Source organism: Alkalibacterium putridalgicola (assembly GCF_900109825.1).
GTDB lineage: Bacteria > Bacillota > Bacilli > Lactobacillales > Carnobacteriaceae_A > Alkalibacterium > Alkalibacterium putridalgicola.
The window spans coordinates 1-19,385 of record NZ_FOBL01000002.1; the positions used below are offsets into that span (position 1 = coordinate 1).

General features: G+C 43.1%; 11 protein-coding genes and 1 tRNA gene. 11 read left to right on the forward strand and 1 reads right to left on the reverse strand.

Going from position 1 to position 19,385, the window contains the following annotated elements; genetic code table 11:
• The first annotated feature begins 800 nt into the window (after positions 1-800).
• Both BMX84_RS01025 and BMX84_RS01030 read left to right on the forward strand, forming a co-directional pair.
• A complete protein-coding gene (locus tag BMX84_RS01025; protein WP_177165419.1) occupies positions 801-2,606 on the forward strand; it encodes an ABC transporter ATP-binding protein in 1,806 nt (601 codons plus the stop codon).
• Positions 2,603-4,360 carry an ABC transporter ATP-binding protein gene (locus BMX84_RS01030; RefSeq protein WP_091486177.1) on the forward strand — a complete coding sequence of 586 codons (1,758 nt, stop codon included), beginning with the start codon at positions 2,603-2,605 and terminating at the stop codon, positions 4,358-4,360. The genes BMX84_RS01025 and BMX84_RS01030 overlap by 4 nt, the downstream gene beginning before the upstream one ends.
• Positions 4,361-4,408: 48 nt before the next feature.
• Here the strand turns inward: BMX84_RS01030 and BMX84_RS01035 are convergent, their stop codons facing one another.
• Positions 4,409-5,035, reverse strand: a complete 627-nt coding sequence (locus BMX84_RS01035) for a YczE/YyaS/YitT family protein (RefSeq protein ID WP_091486180.1) — start codon at positions 5,033-5,035, stop codon at positions 4,409-4,411.
• 532 nt (positions 5,036-5,567) lie between these two features.
• Between BMX84_RS01035 and BMX84_RS01040 the strand changes: the two genes are divergently transcribed.
• The 9 genes from BMX84_RS01040 (at position 5,568) to BMX84_RS01080 (ending at position 19,373) form a co-directional block, all read left to right on the forward strand.
• Positions 5,568-5,641 (forward strand) — tRNA-Arg (locus BMX84_RS01040).
• Positions 5,642-5,797: 156 nt separating this feature from the next.
• Positions 5,798-7,303 carry an FAD-dependent monooxygenase gene (locus BMX84_RS01045; RefSeq protein WP_091486182.1) on the forward strand — a complete coding sequence of 502 codons (1,506 nt, stop codon included), beginning with the start codon at positions 5,798-5,800 and terminating at the stop codon, positions 7,301-7,303.
• Positions 7,304-7,409: 106 nt separating this feature from the next.
• Positions 7,410-9,206, forward strand: coding sequence for a glycoside hydrolase family 3 protein (locus tag BMX84_RS01050; RefSeq protein WP_246119084.1), 1,797 nt, complete (start codon positions 7,410-7,412; stop codon positions 9,204-9,206).
• A gap of 992 nt (positions 9,207-10,198) precedes the next feature.
• Positions 10,199-10,609: an OsmC family protein gene (locus BMX84_RS01055; RefSeq protein WP_091486185.1), complete on the forward strand. Its 411-nt coding sequence runs from the start codon at positions 10,199-10,201 to the stop codon at positions 10,607-10,609.
• Positions 10,610-10,621: 12 nt separating this feature from the next.
• The gene (locus BMX84_RS01060; protein ID WP_091486188.1) at positions 10,622-11,407 is read left to right on the forward strand and encodes an alpha/beta hydrolase; all 786 of its coding nucleotides are present in this window, start codon (positions 10,622-10,624) and stop codon (positions 11,405-11,407) included.
• A gap of 149 nt (positions 11,408-11,556) precedes the next feature.
• Entirely contained in the window at positions 11,557-13,710 is a 2,154-nt protein-coding gene (locus tag BMX84_RS01065; RefSeq protein WP_091486190.1) for a glycoside hydrolase family 3 N-terminal domain-containing protein, read from the forward strand.
• A 17-nt stretch (positions 13,711-13,727) separates the two neighbouring features.
• On the forward strand, positions 13,728-17,066 hold the full coding sequence (locus BMX84_RS01070) for a GH36-type glycosyl hydrolase domain-containing protein (RefSeq protein WP_246119083.1): 3,339 nt from the start codon (positions 13,728-13,730) through the stop codon (positions 17,064-17,066).
• Positions 17,067-17,154: 88 nt separating this feature from the next.
• Entirely contained in the window at positions 17,155-18,420 is a 1,266-nt protein-coding gene (locus BMX84_RS01075) for a sugar ABC transporter substrate-binding protein (RefSeq protein WP_091486193.1), read from the forward strand.
• A 71-nt stretch (positions 18,421-18,491) separates the two neighbouring features.
• Positions 18,492-19,373, forward strand: coding sequence for a carbohydrate ABC transporter permease (locus BMX84_RS01080; RefSeq protein WP_091486196.1), 882 nt, complete (start codon positions 18,492-18,494; stop codon positions 19,371-19,373).
• Positions 19,374-19,385 lie beyond the last annotated feature (12 nt).

The following is a 19,385-nucleotide window of genomic DNA, read 5'->3' on the forward strand; positions in this document are numbered from 1 at the left end:
CTGTGAGAGCAGCGAGCACGACATTCTATACAAAAAAATGACGGCTCAGCGGTAAGGTATGCCGCGAGTACGACATATTGGTCAAGAAACTGTACGCTCATCGAGCAGTGGACCGGTGAGTACGACATTCTGGAGGAAAAAGTGTTCACTCATCGATTTCGTGAGCTCCGAGTGCGACATTCAGTCCAATATAGTGTCGGCTCACAATATATCAGGCTGACGAGTGAACAGCTGACCCAACTCAGCATATCTCAGAAAATCTGTTCGGTCGAAAAATCCCTAGTCAGTCAATAAAGGACTTTTACCGTTCACCAAAAAGCCCCTTGCTATTGAAGTTGAACGGGCACGTTCAACCTCTACTTAATAATGACCTTCGCAGGGGTCGATCTGGGCACTATGCCCAGATCATTCCACTTCTGATTCTGAAATAATGTTAAAAATGTCCGACTAGTTATTGTATTTGAAAACGTTTCAGTGTATAGTTAAAAGCGAAAAGAGTATTCACAATCAATACATATATCAGGAAGGAGGATCACCAATGACGATCACAGTAAACGCCCGTTTAAGAATGACGGCTATACCAATTGAACACAAAACGAGTCATGTGCGCTCCTCCTGGAAGATACACTAGAATCAGTTTGATATACAAACGATACGTATAAACCCGTTGCGGGTGATTCAGTCTATTCTCTAAAAGGGGGTAGACTGTCTTTTTTTGTTTGAGTATTAAAATCAAGGATTATTAAAGCAGACGACTTCCTTCAATGAGAAGCGCTTCTTTAATAAAGGAGGATGGATCCATGTTTGACGTTTTGATCAAGTTAAAGTTTTTCTTCAAAGAACACAAATGGCAGTACATCATATCGTTTATCACACTGGCACTGTCGAACGTTTTTGCAGTGATTATTCCCTTTATCATCGGCCGATTCGTCGATGCGATCGTCACGGGGGAGATGAATGCCGAACTGCTCCGTATTTATTCACTTCAATTTGCTGCTCTAGTCTTTATCACCTATGGTCTGGACTTTATCTGGGGATACGGCCTGTTCGCGGGGGCCTATAAACTGCAGCGGCAGATGCGAAGTACCTTGATGCGCCACTTCCTGCGCATGCGGGCACCCTATTTTGAAAAGTTCCGGACAGGGGACTTGATGGCTCGTGGCACACAGGACATAAGGGCACTGGCGGATACCGCCGGATATGGCATGCTGGTCCTGATGAGTGCCACAGGCTTTACCGCTACGTTAGTCATCATGATGGGCATCACCGTCAGCTGGTCACTGACTTTTGCGACGGTTCTCCCGCTTCTTCCGATGGCTTATGTCATCAAAGTCAAAGGGGCCCAGGTGGATGAAGCTTATGAAATCGCTCAAAAGTCCTTCTCATCGGTCAATGACGATGTTCTAGAAATGATCGACGGCATGCGCGTTATCCGTGCCTATGTCAAAGAAGACGACTTCATCTCTAAATTCAAGGATCAGACGAGCGGCCTGCTGAAAAAGAATAACCGGGTCAGCGAGATCTCAGCTATCTTTGCACCGACCGTCAAGGCCTTTGCAGGCATCAGTACGATGATCGCGTTGAGCTATGGTGCCATACTCGTGTCACAAGGCATTCTGACGGTGGGAGACATCATTGCCTTTCAGATGTATCTGGGGATGATGATCTGGCCGATCATTTCCGTGTCCGAGCTTATTCTGATCCTGAGACAGGGCAGTGCCTCCATGCGCCGGGTGGAAGAGATCACGCAAGCCACAGACGGACTGAATTTCGCCGGAAAAGTAGACGCCCGATCAGTCGACGATTTCGAGTTCAAAGACTTCACTTTCCGATACACTTCGAGCGAGACGATCAATTTGGATACGATCGACTTGACTCTGCCTAAAGGGAAGACATTAGGGATCGTCGGGAAGACCGGTTCAGGCAAGACGACCCTTATCCGTCAACTTCTGAACCAGTTCCCTTCAGGTACCGGGACATTCAATATGGGTCAGCGATCTTACAGTGACTATCAGGATCCGTCGGTCAGACAACTGATCGGTTATGTGCCGCAGGATCACGTCCTCTTCAGCCGGAGTGTGAGAGACAATATCGCATTCGGCAAAGAAGAAGCTTCGGACCAGGATATTCTAAGAAGTATCCAGTTGGCTTCCTTTGAAGATGATCTAAAAAATATGGAACGCGGTCTGGATACGATGATCGGGGAGAAAGGGGTCTCCATTTCCGGTGGACAGAAACAGCGGATCTCCATCGCGCGGGCACTCATCAAAGATCCTGAGATACTGATACTGGATGATTCCCTTTCAGCTGTGGATGCCATGACCGAACAGAATATCATCGCCAATATCCAGGATGTGAGAAAAGGCAAGACCACGATCATATCCACGCATCGTCTTTCAGCCGTCAAGGGAGCAGATGAAATCGTTGTACTGGATAACGGCAAGATCGTCGAGCGTGGGACACATGATGAACTGATAGCAGAAAAAGGCTGGTACTATGACCAGTTCATGAAACAGGAGATCAAAGAATCGACCGAGTCCAGCGAAGAAGATTATTCGGAAGGGCTGCGACCGGGATACGAGAATGGAAGGGGTGACGCCAGATGAATACAGTGAAGCGACTTTTGATGTATATGAAATATTATAAAGGCTACTTTGCTATCGGGATCGGTCTGGTGATCTTATCGACCATCACAGATCTAGGCGCACCGATCATTGCCCAGCGCGTCATCGATAACGTCATCACACCTGCCGCTCAGGAAGGTGAAGCCGTTACGGATACTCTGATCGAACTGATCGCCATTTATTTCGGTCTGATGGTGTCGACCGTTATTCTGCGATACGTCTCTTCCATTTATCGGATGCGTGCGGCCAACGGAGTCATCAAGGTCCTGCGTGATCAGTTATATACGCACGTTCAGGAGCTGCCGATCAATTACTTTGACAAGCAGCCAGCAGGGAGTATCGTGGCCCGGATCACCAATGATACCGAAAGTTTAAGACAGCAGTTTTATGTTGCAACTGTTGGTCAGATCCTGATCAATGTCTTCTATATTATCGGGGCTTATCTGGCCATCGCCTTTTTCCATCAGGGACTGGCACTGACTTTACTGATCCTGATTCCGGTCATGTATTTATGGAACAAGTATTATACGAAGTACGCCCGTGTCTTTCACAGGAAAGAACGCGACCTTAACTCAGACATCAACGGCAAGCTGAACGAGTCGATCCAGGGCATGCAGATCGTGCAGGCTTTCGGCCAGGAAGAAAAGATCCAGGGCGAGTTCGAAGAGATCAACGAGAAATGGTACGACGTGATGCGCAAGTACGTTATTCTGGATTCCGCCTTTCAGTGGACCTTCGCCGATTTTCTGAGGCGCTTCTCGCTGCTTCTCTTGATGGTTTACTTCAGTACCCAGTACATCAACGGCGTTCTGGGGATATCTGTGGGGATGCTGTATCTGTTCGGGGATTACGTCAGCCGGTTGTATGAGCCAATCAAAGGGACCATCCAGCAGATAGCCTTTGTCCAGCAGGCTATTGCGGCCGGCGACCGGGTATTTGAGCTGATGGACATGGATGCCGAAGACAACCCTGCTGAGTCGCTTGAAGTCTCTGAAGGACGGGTTGCATTCAGCAACGTTCACTTCAGTTACACAGAAGACAAGGAAGTCCTGTCCGATATCGACTTTACGGCCGAACCTGGAGAGACAGTGGCACTCGTGGGTCACACTGGATCCGGAAAAAGTTCCATCATGAACCTTTTATTCCGCTTTTACGATCCGCAGACCGGAAAAATCACCATCGATGGTCAGGATACTAAAACCTATTCAAGACAATCTGTACGTCATGATATGGGGATCGTGCTCCAGGATCCGTTCCTCTTTACCGGAACCATTTATACCAATATCACGATGGACAATCCGTCTATTTCAAGAGAAACGGCCACTCAGGCGCTTATCGATGTCGGAGGAGAAGATCTTCTTGAAAAATTTGAAAAAGGTATCGATGAACCGGTCGTGGAAAAAGGCAGCACATTAAGTTCGGGACAGCGGCAGCTGATTTCCTTTGCGAGAGCACTGGCCTTCAACCCGAAAATCCTTATCCTGGACGAAGCGACGTCATCCATCGACACAGAAACGGAAGAGATCATTCAGCACGCCATGAATGTCCTGAAAGAAGGACGGACGACCTTTATCATCGCTCACCGCTTGTCAACGATCCAGCATGCCGACCAGATTTTAGTCCTGGATCAAGGACAGATCATTGAGCGCGGCAGACACGACGAATTGCTCAGCGAACGAGGCGCTTATTCAGAAATGTATGAAATGCAGAAGAAAGGCCAAATTATTCCTGCATAATAAAAAGCCATTGTCCACATGATAGGGGACAATGGCTTTTGTGCTGACTTATTTTTTTGATGAATATTTCAATTCTCTGGTGTCCAGATCTTTCTTGAAAATATCGCGGAAGAACTGGATGAAGGGGCCCAGGAAGAAAGCGGTAATGACTGTATTGATACCCAAGCTTGCTCCTAAGAAAAAGCCGATGGCAGTCAGGGACACATCGATAATGACACGGGAAAGACGGTACGATAAGCCGGCTTTTTCAGCTAAGATGATCGGCATCGCATCATACGGTGCGACCCCTTCTTTGGCTTCGATATATAAAGCGGCCCCCATCGATAAGAAAAGAATACCCAGGGCTGATATGAACAGACGGATGGGCAAGTTTTCCAGTGTACCGAAATTAGTGACGATCAATTCAACAAAGACATCAGAAAGGTTACCGACGATAAAAATATTAAAAATCGTTCCAATTCCGATAAGAGCTCTGTTCGCAAAGAAAACATAGATGAGCATCAGAAGACCCGAATACATCAGGAAGAGACCATATTCCATATTCAATAATATAGTGAAACCTAAGTTAAAGGTCGTATAAGGATCGGTTCCCAGACTGGCCAGACGGAAAGTCGTGACCGCCAGGGCGATGAAGATCGTTCCAATCAGGGAATAAGTAATTTTAGTTTTTTTCATATATATATATACCTCATTTATAAAAATTTTGTCCACTAATCATCTTACGGGTAAAGAAAGCTAAAGTCAATTTAAAAGAGAGAAATCTAAGAAAACAGACCTCATTTGAAGGGGATTTGGTATATTATTGACACAGCTGAGGCACCTGGTGGAGGAGGATGAATACAGGTGAAGTCTGACAACAGTTATGAATCTGCTAAATGCAGTACAGCATTCCAAATTTTGTCTAAACTTAACAAAACGGCTGAAAAGTGAAGTATAGCGTTCCGAACCATGTCTGAACTTGACAAAACAGCCGTAAAATGCAGTACAGCGTTCCAAATTTTATTTGAACTTAACAAAGCGGTTTCCGAACTAAATCTGAGGGCTTCTAATAAGTGAAAATCTGTCAGAGCCAGATTATCATTAGAGATCAAGTTCAATATTAGCCCTGAAAACCACAAGAGAGTACTCGGACTATCGTATGCCTACCGGTAAAAATTTATGTTAGTCAAAGAAGAGGACTTGTAGTATAATAAAAAAGAACGAACATAGAGCTATAGCTCAATTGAATAGAGCATTTCCCTCCTAAGGAAAAGGCTGCCGGTTTGATTCCGGCTAGCTCTACTACTATACGAAAACACCGGTGATCCGAATCTGGATCACCGGTGTTTTTTCTTGTCTTAGAGGTTATGTTTTGGTGAAGCGACGGGCGATACGTATACTTAAGGTAAAGAAAACTGACCTCGACTGTCTATAGTTATAGAGTAAGGAGCAGATAAAATGACGAAAACCCCCGTACTCATTACTGGTGCCGGACCGACTGGACTGGTGCTGGCTTTAGAACTTGCTTACCACAACGTTCCTTTTAAGATCATCGATAAAGCTAAAGGTCCAGGAGAAACGTCCCGGGCTATGCTGGTGGTACCTAATGTGCTGGAAAGTTATCAGAAGTATGGTCTGGATCAAACGGTGACCCAACAGGGGGTCATACCGGCATTTGTCCATTTTTACAGCAACAACACACGCATCGCTTCCTTACCCTTGGGCATCATGGGGAAGGGGCAGAGTCTCTATTCCTACCTGGTCACCTTTCCTCAGGATGAACATGAACAGGTCCTGCTGGATAAGCTGAATGAATTCGGGATTAAGGTGGAATGGGAAAGTGAACTGGTCGGCTTGAAACAGGTTGGAGAACACTCAGAGGTGACCATCAGGGAAAATGACGCATATCAAACAGAAACATTCGACTATGTCGTTGGCTGTGACGGTGCATCGAGTCAGGTCCGTAAGCAGAGCGGGATCGATTTTGAGGGCGAGACCTATGAACAGGTCTTTTATGTCCTGGATGCAGAAGTGGACGGTAAAATCGTTGAAGATGATGCCGGGAGCTTTTCCTTTATCAAAGATTATTTTGCCCTGTTCTTCCCGTTACGAAACAGAGAAACGACACGGATCATCGGCATGTTCCCGCCCGACTTATCCAGAGAAGGCGATTTGAGTTATGAAAGCCTGAAGCCGAGACTAGAAGCAGCTTTTCACATCAGGATCCTTGAAATGAACTGGTTCTCGGATTACAAGATCCATGCGAGAACGGCCAACCACTTTAGAAAAGACAATCTGTTCTTGGCCGGGGACGCTGCGCATATCCACAGCCCGATCGGCGGCCAGGGAATGAACCTCGGGATCGGTGATGCAGTCAACTTAGGCTGGAAACTGGCTGAAGTAGTCAACCGAAAAGGACCAGTCGAACTGCTGGACACTTATGAAGAAGAGCGGAAAGAGATCGCACGATTCGTCGTTGCAACGACAGACCGCTTGTTCAGCCTTGTCGTTGGAGATAAAACCAGAAGTCTGATGACGCGCCAGCTGCTGATCCCGGTCGTTGCCCGCTTAGCTGATGCGTTCGGTCCGATCCAGAACCGTGTGTATACTCTATTGTCACAGTTGTATATTGGATACGAGAATAGTTCCCTGAGCCAGGGAGAGCGCTCAGAAATAAGCCCGGGACAGAGGCTCCCTTATGTGGACAGCGAACCGTTCGAATTCATACGTGAATCAGGCTGGCAGCTGCATACCTTTCAGCCTTTGGATCCAGAGTTGAAGGGATTCTGTGACCGGCAGGGAATCAAATGGGTCATGAGAAAATGGACGAACCAGACGAGAGACAAGGGGTATAAAAAGGATCAGAGGCTGCTTGTCCGCCCGGATGGCTATATCGGATGGGCTGGCAGAGAGGGACACCAGGAAGAGCTTTACACCTATATCAGGAAGTGGCTGACGGAATAAAAAAAGTCACAGAAATTTCTCCAGAAAGCTTTGTTTATACCTGGGTTATCTGATATACTAGTATACGAGTAACAGAGATAACAAATTTTTGAATGGAGGAATATGAGTGGTAGATTTGAAAGCGAAACCATTTAACCTGGATGATAAAGGTGTCAAGTGGGTGGAAGAAACGATTTCAAACATGTCCTTGGATGAAAAAATCGGACAGTTGTTTGTAAACATGGGAGCGGACCGTTCTGAAGAGTACTTGACGGGTGTTATGAATGAGTATCACATCGCGGCTGTCCGATACAATAAAGCGAAAGCAGCGGATGTCTATGATCAGAACAAGATCCTGCAGACCAAGAGTGACATTCCCTTACTGATTGCAGCCAATACAGAAGCAGGCGGAGACGGCGCTGTGACTGACGGAACCAAAGTCGGTGACGAAGTCAAAGTTGCCGCTACCAACGATGTGAACTATGCTTACGAACTGGGACGTATTTCAGGGCTGGAAGCTTCAGCCGTTGGATGTAACGCTTCTTTTGCACCGATCGTTGACTTGACACGTAACTGGAGAAACCCGATCATCTCAAACCGTACGTGGGGCGCTGACGTCCAGCAGACCATCGATTATTCAAAAGAATACATGCGCGGAATTATGGAATACGGCATCATGCCATTTGCCAAGCACTTCCCTGGTGACGGTATCGACGAACGTGACCACCACTTGTCATATGCAAGCAACCCGATGAGCGTTGAAGAGTGGGACGAAACATTCGGCCGTATCTATAAAGAATTGTCAGACGCAGGACTTCCAGGCATCATGGCTGGACATATCCACCTGCCTGAATATGAAAAAGCCCTTCATCCAGAACGTGACGAAAAAGACTTCCTGCCGGCATCACTGAACAAAACATTGCTGACAGAATTATTACGCGACAAATTAGGCTACAACGGCGCGATCGTTACTGACGCCTCTCACATGGTCGGTATGACAGCTGCTATGCCACGTCGTGAAATGGTTCCAACTGCAATCGAAGCAGGCTGTGACTTGTTCTTATTCTTCAACGATCCAGACGAAGACTTCCAGTGGATGAAAGAAGGATACGAAAATGGACTCTTGTCTGACGAACGTCTGCATGACGCCCTGCGCCGTACTTTAGGCCTGAAAGCGAAACTTGGCCTGCATAACTATGAAGGAAAGCGCGAAGAGATCATGAAGCCGAAAGAAGAAGCTTTGAGCCTGATCAACACAGAAGAAAGCCAGGCTGTCGTTCGCGAAGTTGCTGACAAAGCGATCACACTGGTCAAAGATGAACAGAAAGACCTGTTCCCAGTCACACCGGAACGTTACAAACGTATCCTGCTCGTTCCTGTTCAAGGTCTGACTGGCGGATTCGGTGCCATGATCGCCGGCAACAAGCCCAAAGCACATGACCACCTGAAGAAAATGCTTGAAGCACGCGGACATGAAGTCTCGATCTGGGAAAACACAGAAGAGCGTATCATGAAACTGCCGGAAAGTGAACGTGCGGGAGCCATCGCGAACGTTTATGCTCAAAAGCAGCCGATCTCAAAACTGACTGAAAACTATGATTTGATCATCAACGTTTCTGACGTCAACAGCGGCGGAACGATCCAGCGTACTGTATGGCCGGCTTCTAAAGGGACACCGGACATCCCGTTCTACGTTCACGAAGTGCCGACACTATTCATTTCCGTTCAGAACCCATTCGACCTTGCTGATGTTCCTCAAGTTGGCACATACATTAACACGTATGACGGCATGGAAGTAACGATGGAAGAACTGGTCAAGAAACTGGCCGGCGAAACAGAATTCAAAGGCGTAAGTTCAGTGGATGCTTACTGTGGATTATTTGATACAAAAGTCTGGCGTACAAGCACTTACGCTAAAAAATAACTTTCAATGAAATAAGAAGAAGCTTCGCAAAGTCAGTATTGTCTGACTTTGTGGGCTTCTTTTCTGTATGTTGCGCGATCATATATTATCTAACACAAGCACGATGGAAACGAAAAAGATAGCGAATCAGTTAGGCGCTTTTTGAGGTGAAGTCAGACCGATGATCCGTCAAACGATGGCGGAAAAGACAAGAGGCGTCTGAAAGGTAACATAAACTAAGACAGCCGCAAAAATACGGATAATACCAAGCCACATGCTTTTTACTTTGGCAAGCAGTTGTTTTTTATTATGGATTTCTTTTCTAAACGTTCACAAGTATACCGATATCAGATTATCTAGAAAACTACGAACAAAAAACAGATAACTCTATTCTTTTTTAATGATTCGGTAGATAGAAGGTTTATTTTCTCCCAAAGTGCCGAAGATACAGATGTTCGGCCAGTTGAGTCAGCCACTTTGATCCTAACTGCCGAAGTTAGGGCACCTTCGACACTTTCAAACTTTATTCAGGCAGCTAGTTACCGAATGGAGCCAAGTTCGGTAATTAGCTCACGATTCAACTTTTCAACCTACCGAACTCATATCAATTTCGACACTTAGGTGAAAACGTCAGCCTCCTACTTACCGAACTTTCCCATATTCGACACTTAGCGAAAAGGAAGAGACTTTAAAGTGTCGAACTGCCGCATGAATATGCCAACACAACATGTTCTGACATAGTTTATGTCCGCAAAAACAATTTAGCCCAAAGTTTAGAAGGATCATACTCGCCAGCCAGCGAGTATGAACAGCCTTAAAGAACTTAAAGAATGTGAAGAATGTGAAGAGACTGATTTGCGATTCAGCTTGGAAGAACTGCTTATGCCTAAGGTGCTGTAGTCACAGACGCACCTTTTGCTAACCAAGTCTAAAGCGTTTTTCTTATGCAAGTAGAGTGAAGCGTATGCTATACTTAAGTAAGCGATAAAGTTCAAAGAATGGAGTGGTTAGAAATGAAAGTATCAACAAATTGGGAAGGCGAAATGGCCTATACAATGACGAATCAGCGGGGAAAAACGATGCATCTTGATCCAAATGGCGACGGGGTTTCTCCAATGGAATCTGTACTTGGCGGACTGGCCGGGTGTATGGGCATCGATATCGTGATGGTACTGAAACCTTATCAGGATAAAATCAAGCGGCTGGAGATCGATACGGACGGCGAACGCAACGAGGAAGCACCAAAATACTTCAAGTCCATACACATCACGATCAATATAGACGGGGATATCCCGGCAAGCCGTGTCTGGCGCGCTGTCAACTTGAGTGACCAGAAATACTGTTCCGTAGCCAACTCACTGAATGCCGACCTGAGCTACACTGTCGTTCTGAACGGCGAAGAAGTGGAAGACCCTAAAAAATAAGGAGCTGAATCTATGGCGACACTCACTACGACTTTTCAATCTGAACAGCTGCAGCGGAACGTGACGTTCAAAGCGATCATCCCGACATCGACAAAATCTCTTTACGACTATGAGACGAAGGCGGAAGTCAAGCCGGAAGGATTTCGGACGCTGTACCTGCTGAACGGCTGGAACGGCAATCACGAAGACTGGATCATCAACTCGACCATCGTCAAGCTGGCTGACCAGTATAATCTGGCGGTCATCATGCCGGCCGGCGAGAACAGTTTCTATGTCGATCATGTGGATGGCTCAAACTACGGCAAGTTCATTGGCGAAGAACTGGTCAATGTCACCCGTAATTTATTCCCGCTATCGACTAAACGTGACGACACCTTTATCGGCGGCCTGTCGATGGGCGGATATGGGGCTTTGAGAAACGGCTATGTGTATAACCAGACTTTCGGCAAAATCATCGGCTTATCGAGCAGCGTCCTGCATAAAAACGATCAGGTGCACGACTTGTCTGAAGACAATGCCATTAACACGAAACTGAAATACATCATTCAAAGCGACGTATGGGCTGAGATGGCCGAGAAGCTGGATATCTATGAAGTGATCCAACATGCCGACAAGAAGCCTGACTTGTTTCTGGCTATCGGCACAGAGGACTTCCTTTATGAAGAGAATAAACTCCTGCATGAGTGGCTGGAAAAAGAGGACATCGCGCACGACTACATCGAAGCGCCCGGCGAGCATAACTGGAAATTCTGGGAAACAACGATCAGACAGGCGCTCGAATGGATCTTCGGAGAATAATTTATAATAAGCCTAAAAGCTGAAAAAGCTTTTGGGCTTTTTTTATGAATTTTAAGAAAGCACTTGCAAAAAGAAAACATTCTGCGTATACTTCATTTATCGAAACGTTTCGACAAAAATGTTTCAACAGATGCTTAAGGAGAGATTATGTGAAGGAGATCGAGTTAACAGAATTATTGAACAAGATGACATTGAAGGAGAAAATTGGTCAGCTCAGTCAAATTATTAGTGAACCTTATACTTCTGAAGATTTTGAGATTACAGGTCCACTGACAGAATTAGGTATCCCGCAAGATTTAGTGCCTTTAGCCGGTTCAGTTCTTGGGGCGTCTGGAGCAGAAGCGAATATGACTATTCAGGAACAGTACTTGAAACAAAGTCGGTTGAAAATCCCACTTATTTTTATGGCAGACATCATTCATGGCTATAAAACTATTTTTCCGATCCCTTTAGGAATAGGGTCATCCTGGAATACTGAATTAGCTAAACTTAGTGCGCGTGTATCCGCCGTCGAGACAGCTGTCTCAGGTTTGCATGTTACTTTCTCACCAATGGTAGACTTAGTTAGAGATCCCAGATGGGGCAGAGTAATGGAAACAACAGGTGAAGATAAATTTTTAAATGAACGTTTTGCAGAAGCTTTTGTTCAAGGTTACCAGGGTGAGGATTATACGGATCCCTATTCTATTGCATCCTGTGTAAAACATTTTGCTGGGTATGGTGCTCCTGAAGGCGGGAGAGACTATAATACAGTAAACATGTCAGAACGTCAGCTTAGAGAAGACTATATGTCAGCGTATAAAGCAGCTGTTGATAGTGGTACCGAATTAGTCATGACCTCTTTTAATACAGTCGATGGTATTCCTTCTAGTGGTAACAGATGGTTGCTTCATGATGTATTGAGAGAAGAATGGGGATTCGATGGCGTTGTTATTTCGGATTGGGGTGCCGTTAAAGAACTGCTACCGCACGGGGTAGCAGCTGATGAAAAAGAAGCAGCGCGGAAGGCGATAAATGCAACCTTAGATATTGAAATGATGACATTCACATATATTAAACATTTAGAAGAATTAATAAACGAAGGATCTGTTTCCGAGCAAATCATGGATGATGCTGTGCTTAGGATACTCAGATTAAAAAATAAATTAGGTTTATTTGAAAACCCATACCGTTCAGCTGATGCGGAGAAAGAAAAAGAACTGGTATTTTCAGAAGACCATCGTGAGAAAGCATGTAAAGTAGCCGAAGAATCCATGGTATTACTTAAAAACGATGCGGCTCTACCACTAAATGTAGAGAAACAGAAAATCGCCTTGATCGGACCATTTTCAAAAGGTGAAAATATGCTTGGAGCGTGGTCGTGGAAAGGAGAACCAGAATCTGCTAGTCAGTTACTCGACTCTCTTAAAGATAGGCTTCCTGCAGCTAATTTATTATATGCCAAAGGTAGTGAGATAAATACAACTACAGAAAAGCTATTAACTGAAGCAGAAGTGACAGCTTCCAAAGCGGATGTAATCGTTCTGGCATTGGGTGAAAGTGCAGATATGAGTGGAGAAGCAGCCAGCCTCACTGACATCAGACTGCCAAACTCACAAATTGAACTGTTAAAACGATTATCTAAACTCGATAAACCGATTGTAACGGTCCTATTTAATGGAAGACCTTTAGATCTCAACAATATAGATAAATACTCTGATGCGATACTTGAAGCATGGTTCCCAGGATCAGAGGGGGGATCAGCAATTTCCAATATACTTATCGGACGAACTAATCCATCAGGAAAGCTTCCCATGTCCTTTCCAGAGAACGTTGGTCAAATCCCTGTATATTATAATCACTTTAGCACGGGCAGACCTGTCGAAACGACACCTGATAAAAAATATTCATCTAAATATCTCGACTGTTCCAATTATCCCAAGTATGCATTTGGATACGGTCTGAGCTATACAACGTTCAAGTACAGTGACTTAACTCTTTCTGACAACGAGCTTAAAGATGACGAAGCTTTAGAGGTCACAGTCACCGTTACTAATTCAGGACCGGTAAGAGGGAAAGAAGTCGTACAGTTATATGTTAGAGATTTGATCGGAGAAGTAGTGAGACCGGAAAGAGAACTAAAAGGGTTTGAAAAAATCACCTTGGATTCCGGAGAGTCAACTGAAGTAACCTTTAAACTGACTCGAGACATGCTGAGTTATGTCCATTCAGACTTATCAGTATCGGCTGATGAAGGGGAGTTCGAAGTATTTGCTGGAGGAAATAGTCTAGTAACTGGATCCAAAAAATTTGTTATTAAATAGCAGTAAGGAGCATGAATATGATTGAAGTATCTACAAATATGAAAAACACACATGTCCTGAGGAAGAACGACACTGAGTTTGTATTTCTACCCACAGGTGACATACTGAAAGCCAGTGCGAACGGTGTGATGTTGAATCAAGTGCTGGGAAATACATTTGATGGTTCAATGAACAACTTATTTTTGAGAGTATATAAAAATAGCACTATTTATTATACGCCGTTACTTGGTATTGATTCAGAGAGTACATTTAAAACAGGAGAAGAAAGTGTACAATGGACGGGGTCATTTAAAGAAGTGAAATATGCGGTAACATTCCAATTGAGTGAAGACAATATGTGGTTCTGGACTATAGACTTGGAAGGAAAGAATACATCAGTAGATGTCGTTTACGGATGGGACTTAGGCTTGAACAAGCAAGGGGCTTTGCAATCGAACGAAGGATATGTGGCTCAATACGTTGGACATACTGTCTTTAATGATGAAAATGGCTTCGTTGTTTGTTCAAGACAGAACCAGGCTGAAGAAGTTTTTCCTTACGTTCAGCAAGGAGGCCTGACTAATGTAGTAGGGTATTCCACAGATGGATTTCAGTTCTTTGGTAAATCATATAAAGAGACTGATCAGATCGAACAGTTATCTAAAGAAAGCCTGGAAAACAAGATTTACCAGTATGAGTTTGATTATACGGCACTGCAGTCCGAGAAAATTGCTTTAGAAGACTCTCAACGTTTAGTTTTTTACGGACTATTTAAAAACAACCATCCTGATGCTATTACAAAACTAGAATTTCAGTCAGAAGTGACGACGAGCTGGAATAATCTGAGTCCAGAAAAGAATTATAGGAAACTACCGAAGATAACTAAATCGCCTGAGCTAGGACAACCGCTTAAGGTTAAAAGCTTGACAGAAAAAGAGTTAGAGCATTTGTATCCAAGTCGTATTCAAGAAGAGACTATTCAAGGAAAGATGGCTTCATTTTTCACGGATGACTACAGCCATGTCACTTTGAAAGAAAAGGAAATTGAACTAGAGCGCCAGCATGGACATATTATATATACAAAAAATGAAGTAACAGTGGATGAGCCTATCGTTGCGACAACATCTTGGATGGCTGGTGTTTTTAACTCGCAGCTTGTACTCGGTAATACATCAATGAATAAGTTTCTAACTAATACTCGTAATCACCTGAACATCCTCAAAGCTCAGGGGCAGAGGATATATGTTAAAACAGATGAGGAATACCATTTGCTTACTATGCCTTCTCTGTATGAAATGGGATTTAACTATGTGAAGTGGATATATAAAACTGCTGAAGACACTTTTACGATCACTAATTATTCACATGCTGATACAGATACTGTGAGACTGACGGTTGAAACTAAGAGCGGAAAGGCTTATGCATATAAAGTGACTAATCAAGTTGTTTTAAATGAAAGTGAGTACACGGTTCCTTTTTATTATGAAATAAATGATAGTCTGGTTACTTTTAAACCCGATTCAAAAAGTATTGTGAAAGAGAAGTATCCTGAACTAACCTATTATATGAAAGTTGAAGGATCTACCGTTAAATGTTCTGATGGGTCAAGTTTGACAACGGAAGATCATGGTTCTACTTCTTCAATAATCGTTATGGATATTGCAGAAACAGAAATATTTTCCATAATAATGCAGGGAACAGTCACGGGAAAAGATTTTCAAAACGTTAAAACTACCTTTGGAAAAGAAAAGGACCGATTCAAAGAATTTTATGGATCTTTAATGAATAATCTACAATTAGAACATAGTGATATTAATGTATCATCAGAAGTAGAAAAAATGAACATTACAATGTGGTGGTATACTCACGACATGTTTGTCCACTATCTTTCACCTCACGGGCTGGAACAGTACGGTGGAGCAGCATGGGGAACACGTGACGTTGCTCAGGGGCCTGCAGAGTACTTCCTTGCAATGAGAAAATATGACGTGGTGAAGGACATTATCTTCAAACTGTTCAGTCATCAGTTCGTAGATAATGGTAACTGGCCTCAATGGTTTATGTTTGATAAATACACGAATATTCACTCTGATGAAAGTCACGGCGATATTATTGTCTGGCCAATGAAGCTTTTAGGAGATTATTTGATCGCCACTGAAGACTACGAAATCTTGACAAAAGAGCTGCCGTACCTGTCGAAAGAGAAACAGGCGTTAACAGAAGAAAAGGAGACGCTTCTAGAGCATCTCAAAAAAGAATTAAACTATGTTACTTCTAATTTCTTAGAAGGGACAAAACTTTCTTCATACGGAGATGGAGACTGGGACGATACATTACAGCCGTACAATGAAAAATTGAAGAAACATATGGCTAGTAGCTGGACTGTTGCATTGACTTATCAGACCTTGAATACTCTGGCCCAGGGCTTGAGGAATGAGAGTAAGGAGCTTTACAATGAGCTGAGTGAATTAGCGAACGAAATCAGAAAAGATTACGAAGATGTGATCATGGCCGATGAAGTAATCCCAGGCTTTATCTATATGGATGAGAATGAGACAGATTTTATGATACATCCTTCAGATACTAAGACAGGAATCACCTACCGATTGTTACCAATGATCAGAAGTATGATCAGTGGACTGTTTGATGATAAACAGGTTGCAACGCATTTAAATATTATTGAACACGAGTTAACATTCAGCGATGGTATTCGTTTAATGAATAGACCTGCTGAATATAAGGGTGGTGTCAGCTCAAACTTCAAGCGTGCGGAACAAGCAGCAAACTTTGGGAGAGAAATCGGTCTATTATACATTCATGCTCATATCCGTTTTGTGGAAGCTATGGCAAAGATAGGTAAGAGCGAGGAAACATGGGACAATCTTTTGAGAATCAACCCTGTCAATATCAAAGACCATGTACCCAACGCAGTTATCAGGCAGAATAACGCTTATTTTAGCAGTTCAGATGCGGCTTTCGATGACCGTTATGAGGCTCAGGAAAACTTTGAAAAGTTAAGACATGGTAAAGTGGATGTCAAAGGCGGCTGGCGTGTATATTCTAGCGGGCCAGGTATCTATCTGAATCAATTACTTTCCAATGTTTTGGGCATTAGAGAAGATGCTGGCAATTTGGTGATTGACCCTGTTATTCCAGAGCGATTAAGCGGATTAAGAATTAACACTGAAATTTTAGGAAAACCCGTTGAATTTAACCTTTCATCTGATTCCCAAGAAAAAGGTATAAAGGTAAATGAACAAGTTGTATCAGTAAAATCGATAGATAATCCATACCGAAAGAGCGGTTGGAAAATCAGCAAAAAAGATCTGCAGGCTATGCTTAAAGACAGAGATAATAACATATTTATAAATTATTGAAAGAAATAGTAAAAAAAGATTGAAAACGTTTTACACATGATATATAATCAACTTGTCGAAACGTTTCACCAAATAAGGAGGAAATAAAATGAATAGCAAATTTTCAAAATTATTAAAGGGTAGTGCAATGCTGGCAACTTTAAGTTTGCTTGGAGCTTGCGGAAGTGATGATGCAGATACGGGAGAAAATTCAGAAGGCACTGAAGGTTCAGTCGATGAACTGTCAGTTTGGATAATGGGTGACGGAAACGAACAGGCTCAAGGGATTTTTGACGCCTACACGGAAGAAACTGGTATTGATATCAATTTGCAAAGTATTCCTTGGTCATCAGCTCATGACAGATTGTTGACAGCTGTAGCATCTGGAGAAGGTCCAGATGTCGTTCAAATGGGTTCCTCTTATATGGCTGAATTTACTGATGCAGGTGCTCTTGCAGACTTAACAGAATACGTTGAATCAAATGATGCCTTAAGTGCAGATAAATTCTACGAAGGAAATATAAACACGACTGAGATAGACGGATCTTATTACGGTATACCTTGGTATACAGAAACACGTGCTTTATACTATCGTACCGATTTGTTAGAAGAAGTAGGTTATCCAGAAGGACCAAGTACATGGGAAGAATTATACGATGCATCTATGCAGTTGAGTGAAAGAGGAGAAGATATGTATGGATTTGATATCAACTTCCAAGAGCAGACTTTCGGGTTTATGTTTGCTCGACAAAATGGTTCAGAACTCATTACTGAAGATGGTGAAGCGGTATTAAATGAACCAGAATTTGTAGAAGCAATTGAATATCTTAAGCAATTCACTGACAATGGAGCTTCACCGAGCCAGGATCTAGGATTAGAGCTGTCGCAAACATTTGGTGGAGACGGTGTTGTACCAATGTTTATAAGTGGCCCATGGTCTATGACTAACATAAACAATGAAACAACTGATATTGAAGGAAAGTGGTCTGTAAGAACATTACCTGAAGGACCTGAAAACAATATGTCCAATACAGGCGGAGCTAACTTATCTGTTTGGAGCAGTTCGGAAAATGTAGAAGAAGCTGTCGATTTGATCGAACACATGACAAGTACAGAAAGCTTACTGACATATTACGAAAACACAAGCTCATTACCAGCTCGTATGGAAACTTGGGAAGAAGAACCCTTCCAGGACGAATTAATACAAGTATTCGGAGAGCAGCTTGAAAGTTCAGAGCATATGCCGGTGATCGAAGAATGGGCTTCCATTTCTCAATCATATTTATCAACATTTGAATCAATCATGATTGGTGGAGCTGACACTCAAGAAGCACTTGATAACTTTAATGCAGAAGTACAGAGCATGCTAGATTAATAGAAGTTAGACTCAGAGAATAGAATACGTTCAATTCTCTGAGTCTCTTTTCTTAGAAAGGAAAATAAATTATGAAAAGTAAAAAAGCACCTTATTTTTTTATTGCCCCTGCGCTGTTCTTGTTGTTAGTGTTTTCGATAATACCGATTTTCTTAGCCTTATTTATCAGTTTTACTGACATGAGTCTAGCAGGCTTAGCAGATTATTCTAGAGTGAGTTTTATTGGTATGGAAAATTATTCAACTATCATTAACGATCAAGTATTTATTAAGTCGATTCAAAATACACTTTTTTACGTGGTTTTCGGAGTCCCCTTAGTCATACTTTTTTCTATGACCATTGCGATCCTGATAAAGCTTGGGGATAACAAGTTCTTCTCTATGATGAGAGTAGTCTTTTATTCTCCTTCGATCACGAATATCGTAGCGGTAGCTTTAGTTTGGACGTTCTTATTCAATCCTAGTCAGCATATTGGTTTACTTAATCAGTTTCTAGCTTGGTTTGGAGTTGGCCCAGTAGGTTGGCTTACAGATACAGATATCTCTAAAATTTCACTAGGGATACTAGCTGTTTGGAGAGCAATAGGTATAAATATGCTTATCTTCTCAGCTGCATTGCAGAGCATACCTGATTCGATGTATGAGGCTGCCGAACTGGATGGTGCTAATCGATGGCAGCAAATATGGAGAATAACGATACCACAATTAAAATTTTCGACATTCTTTGTTGTCGTCACCACGATTATAGGCTGGCTTCAGTTCTTTGAAGAACCGTTCGTTATGACTGATGGAGGTCCGCTGAACAGTACGATCAGTGTTGCGCTATTTATTTATAGAAATGGATTCCAGCTAAACAACTTTGGTTACGCAGCAGCAGGATCATTATTGCTGTTTATTGCCATAATAATTGCTACATTAGTACAATTTCGCATCCAGAAAATAGATAATAAATAGTAATCGAAAGAG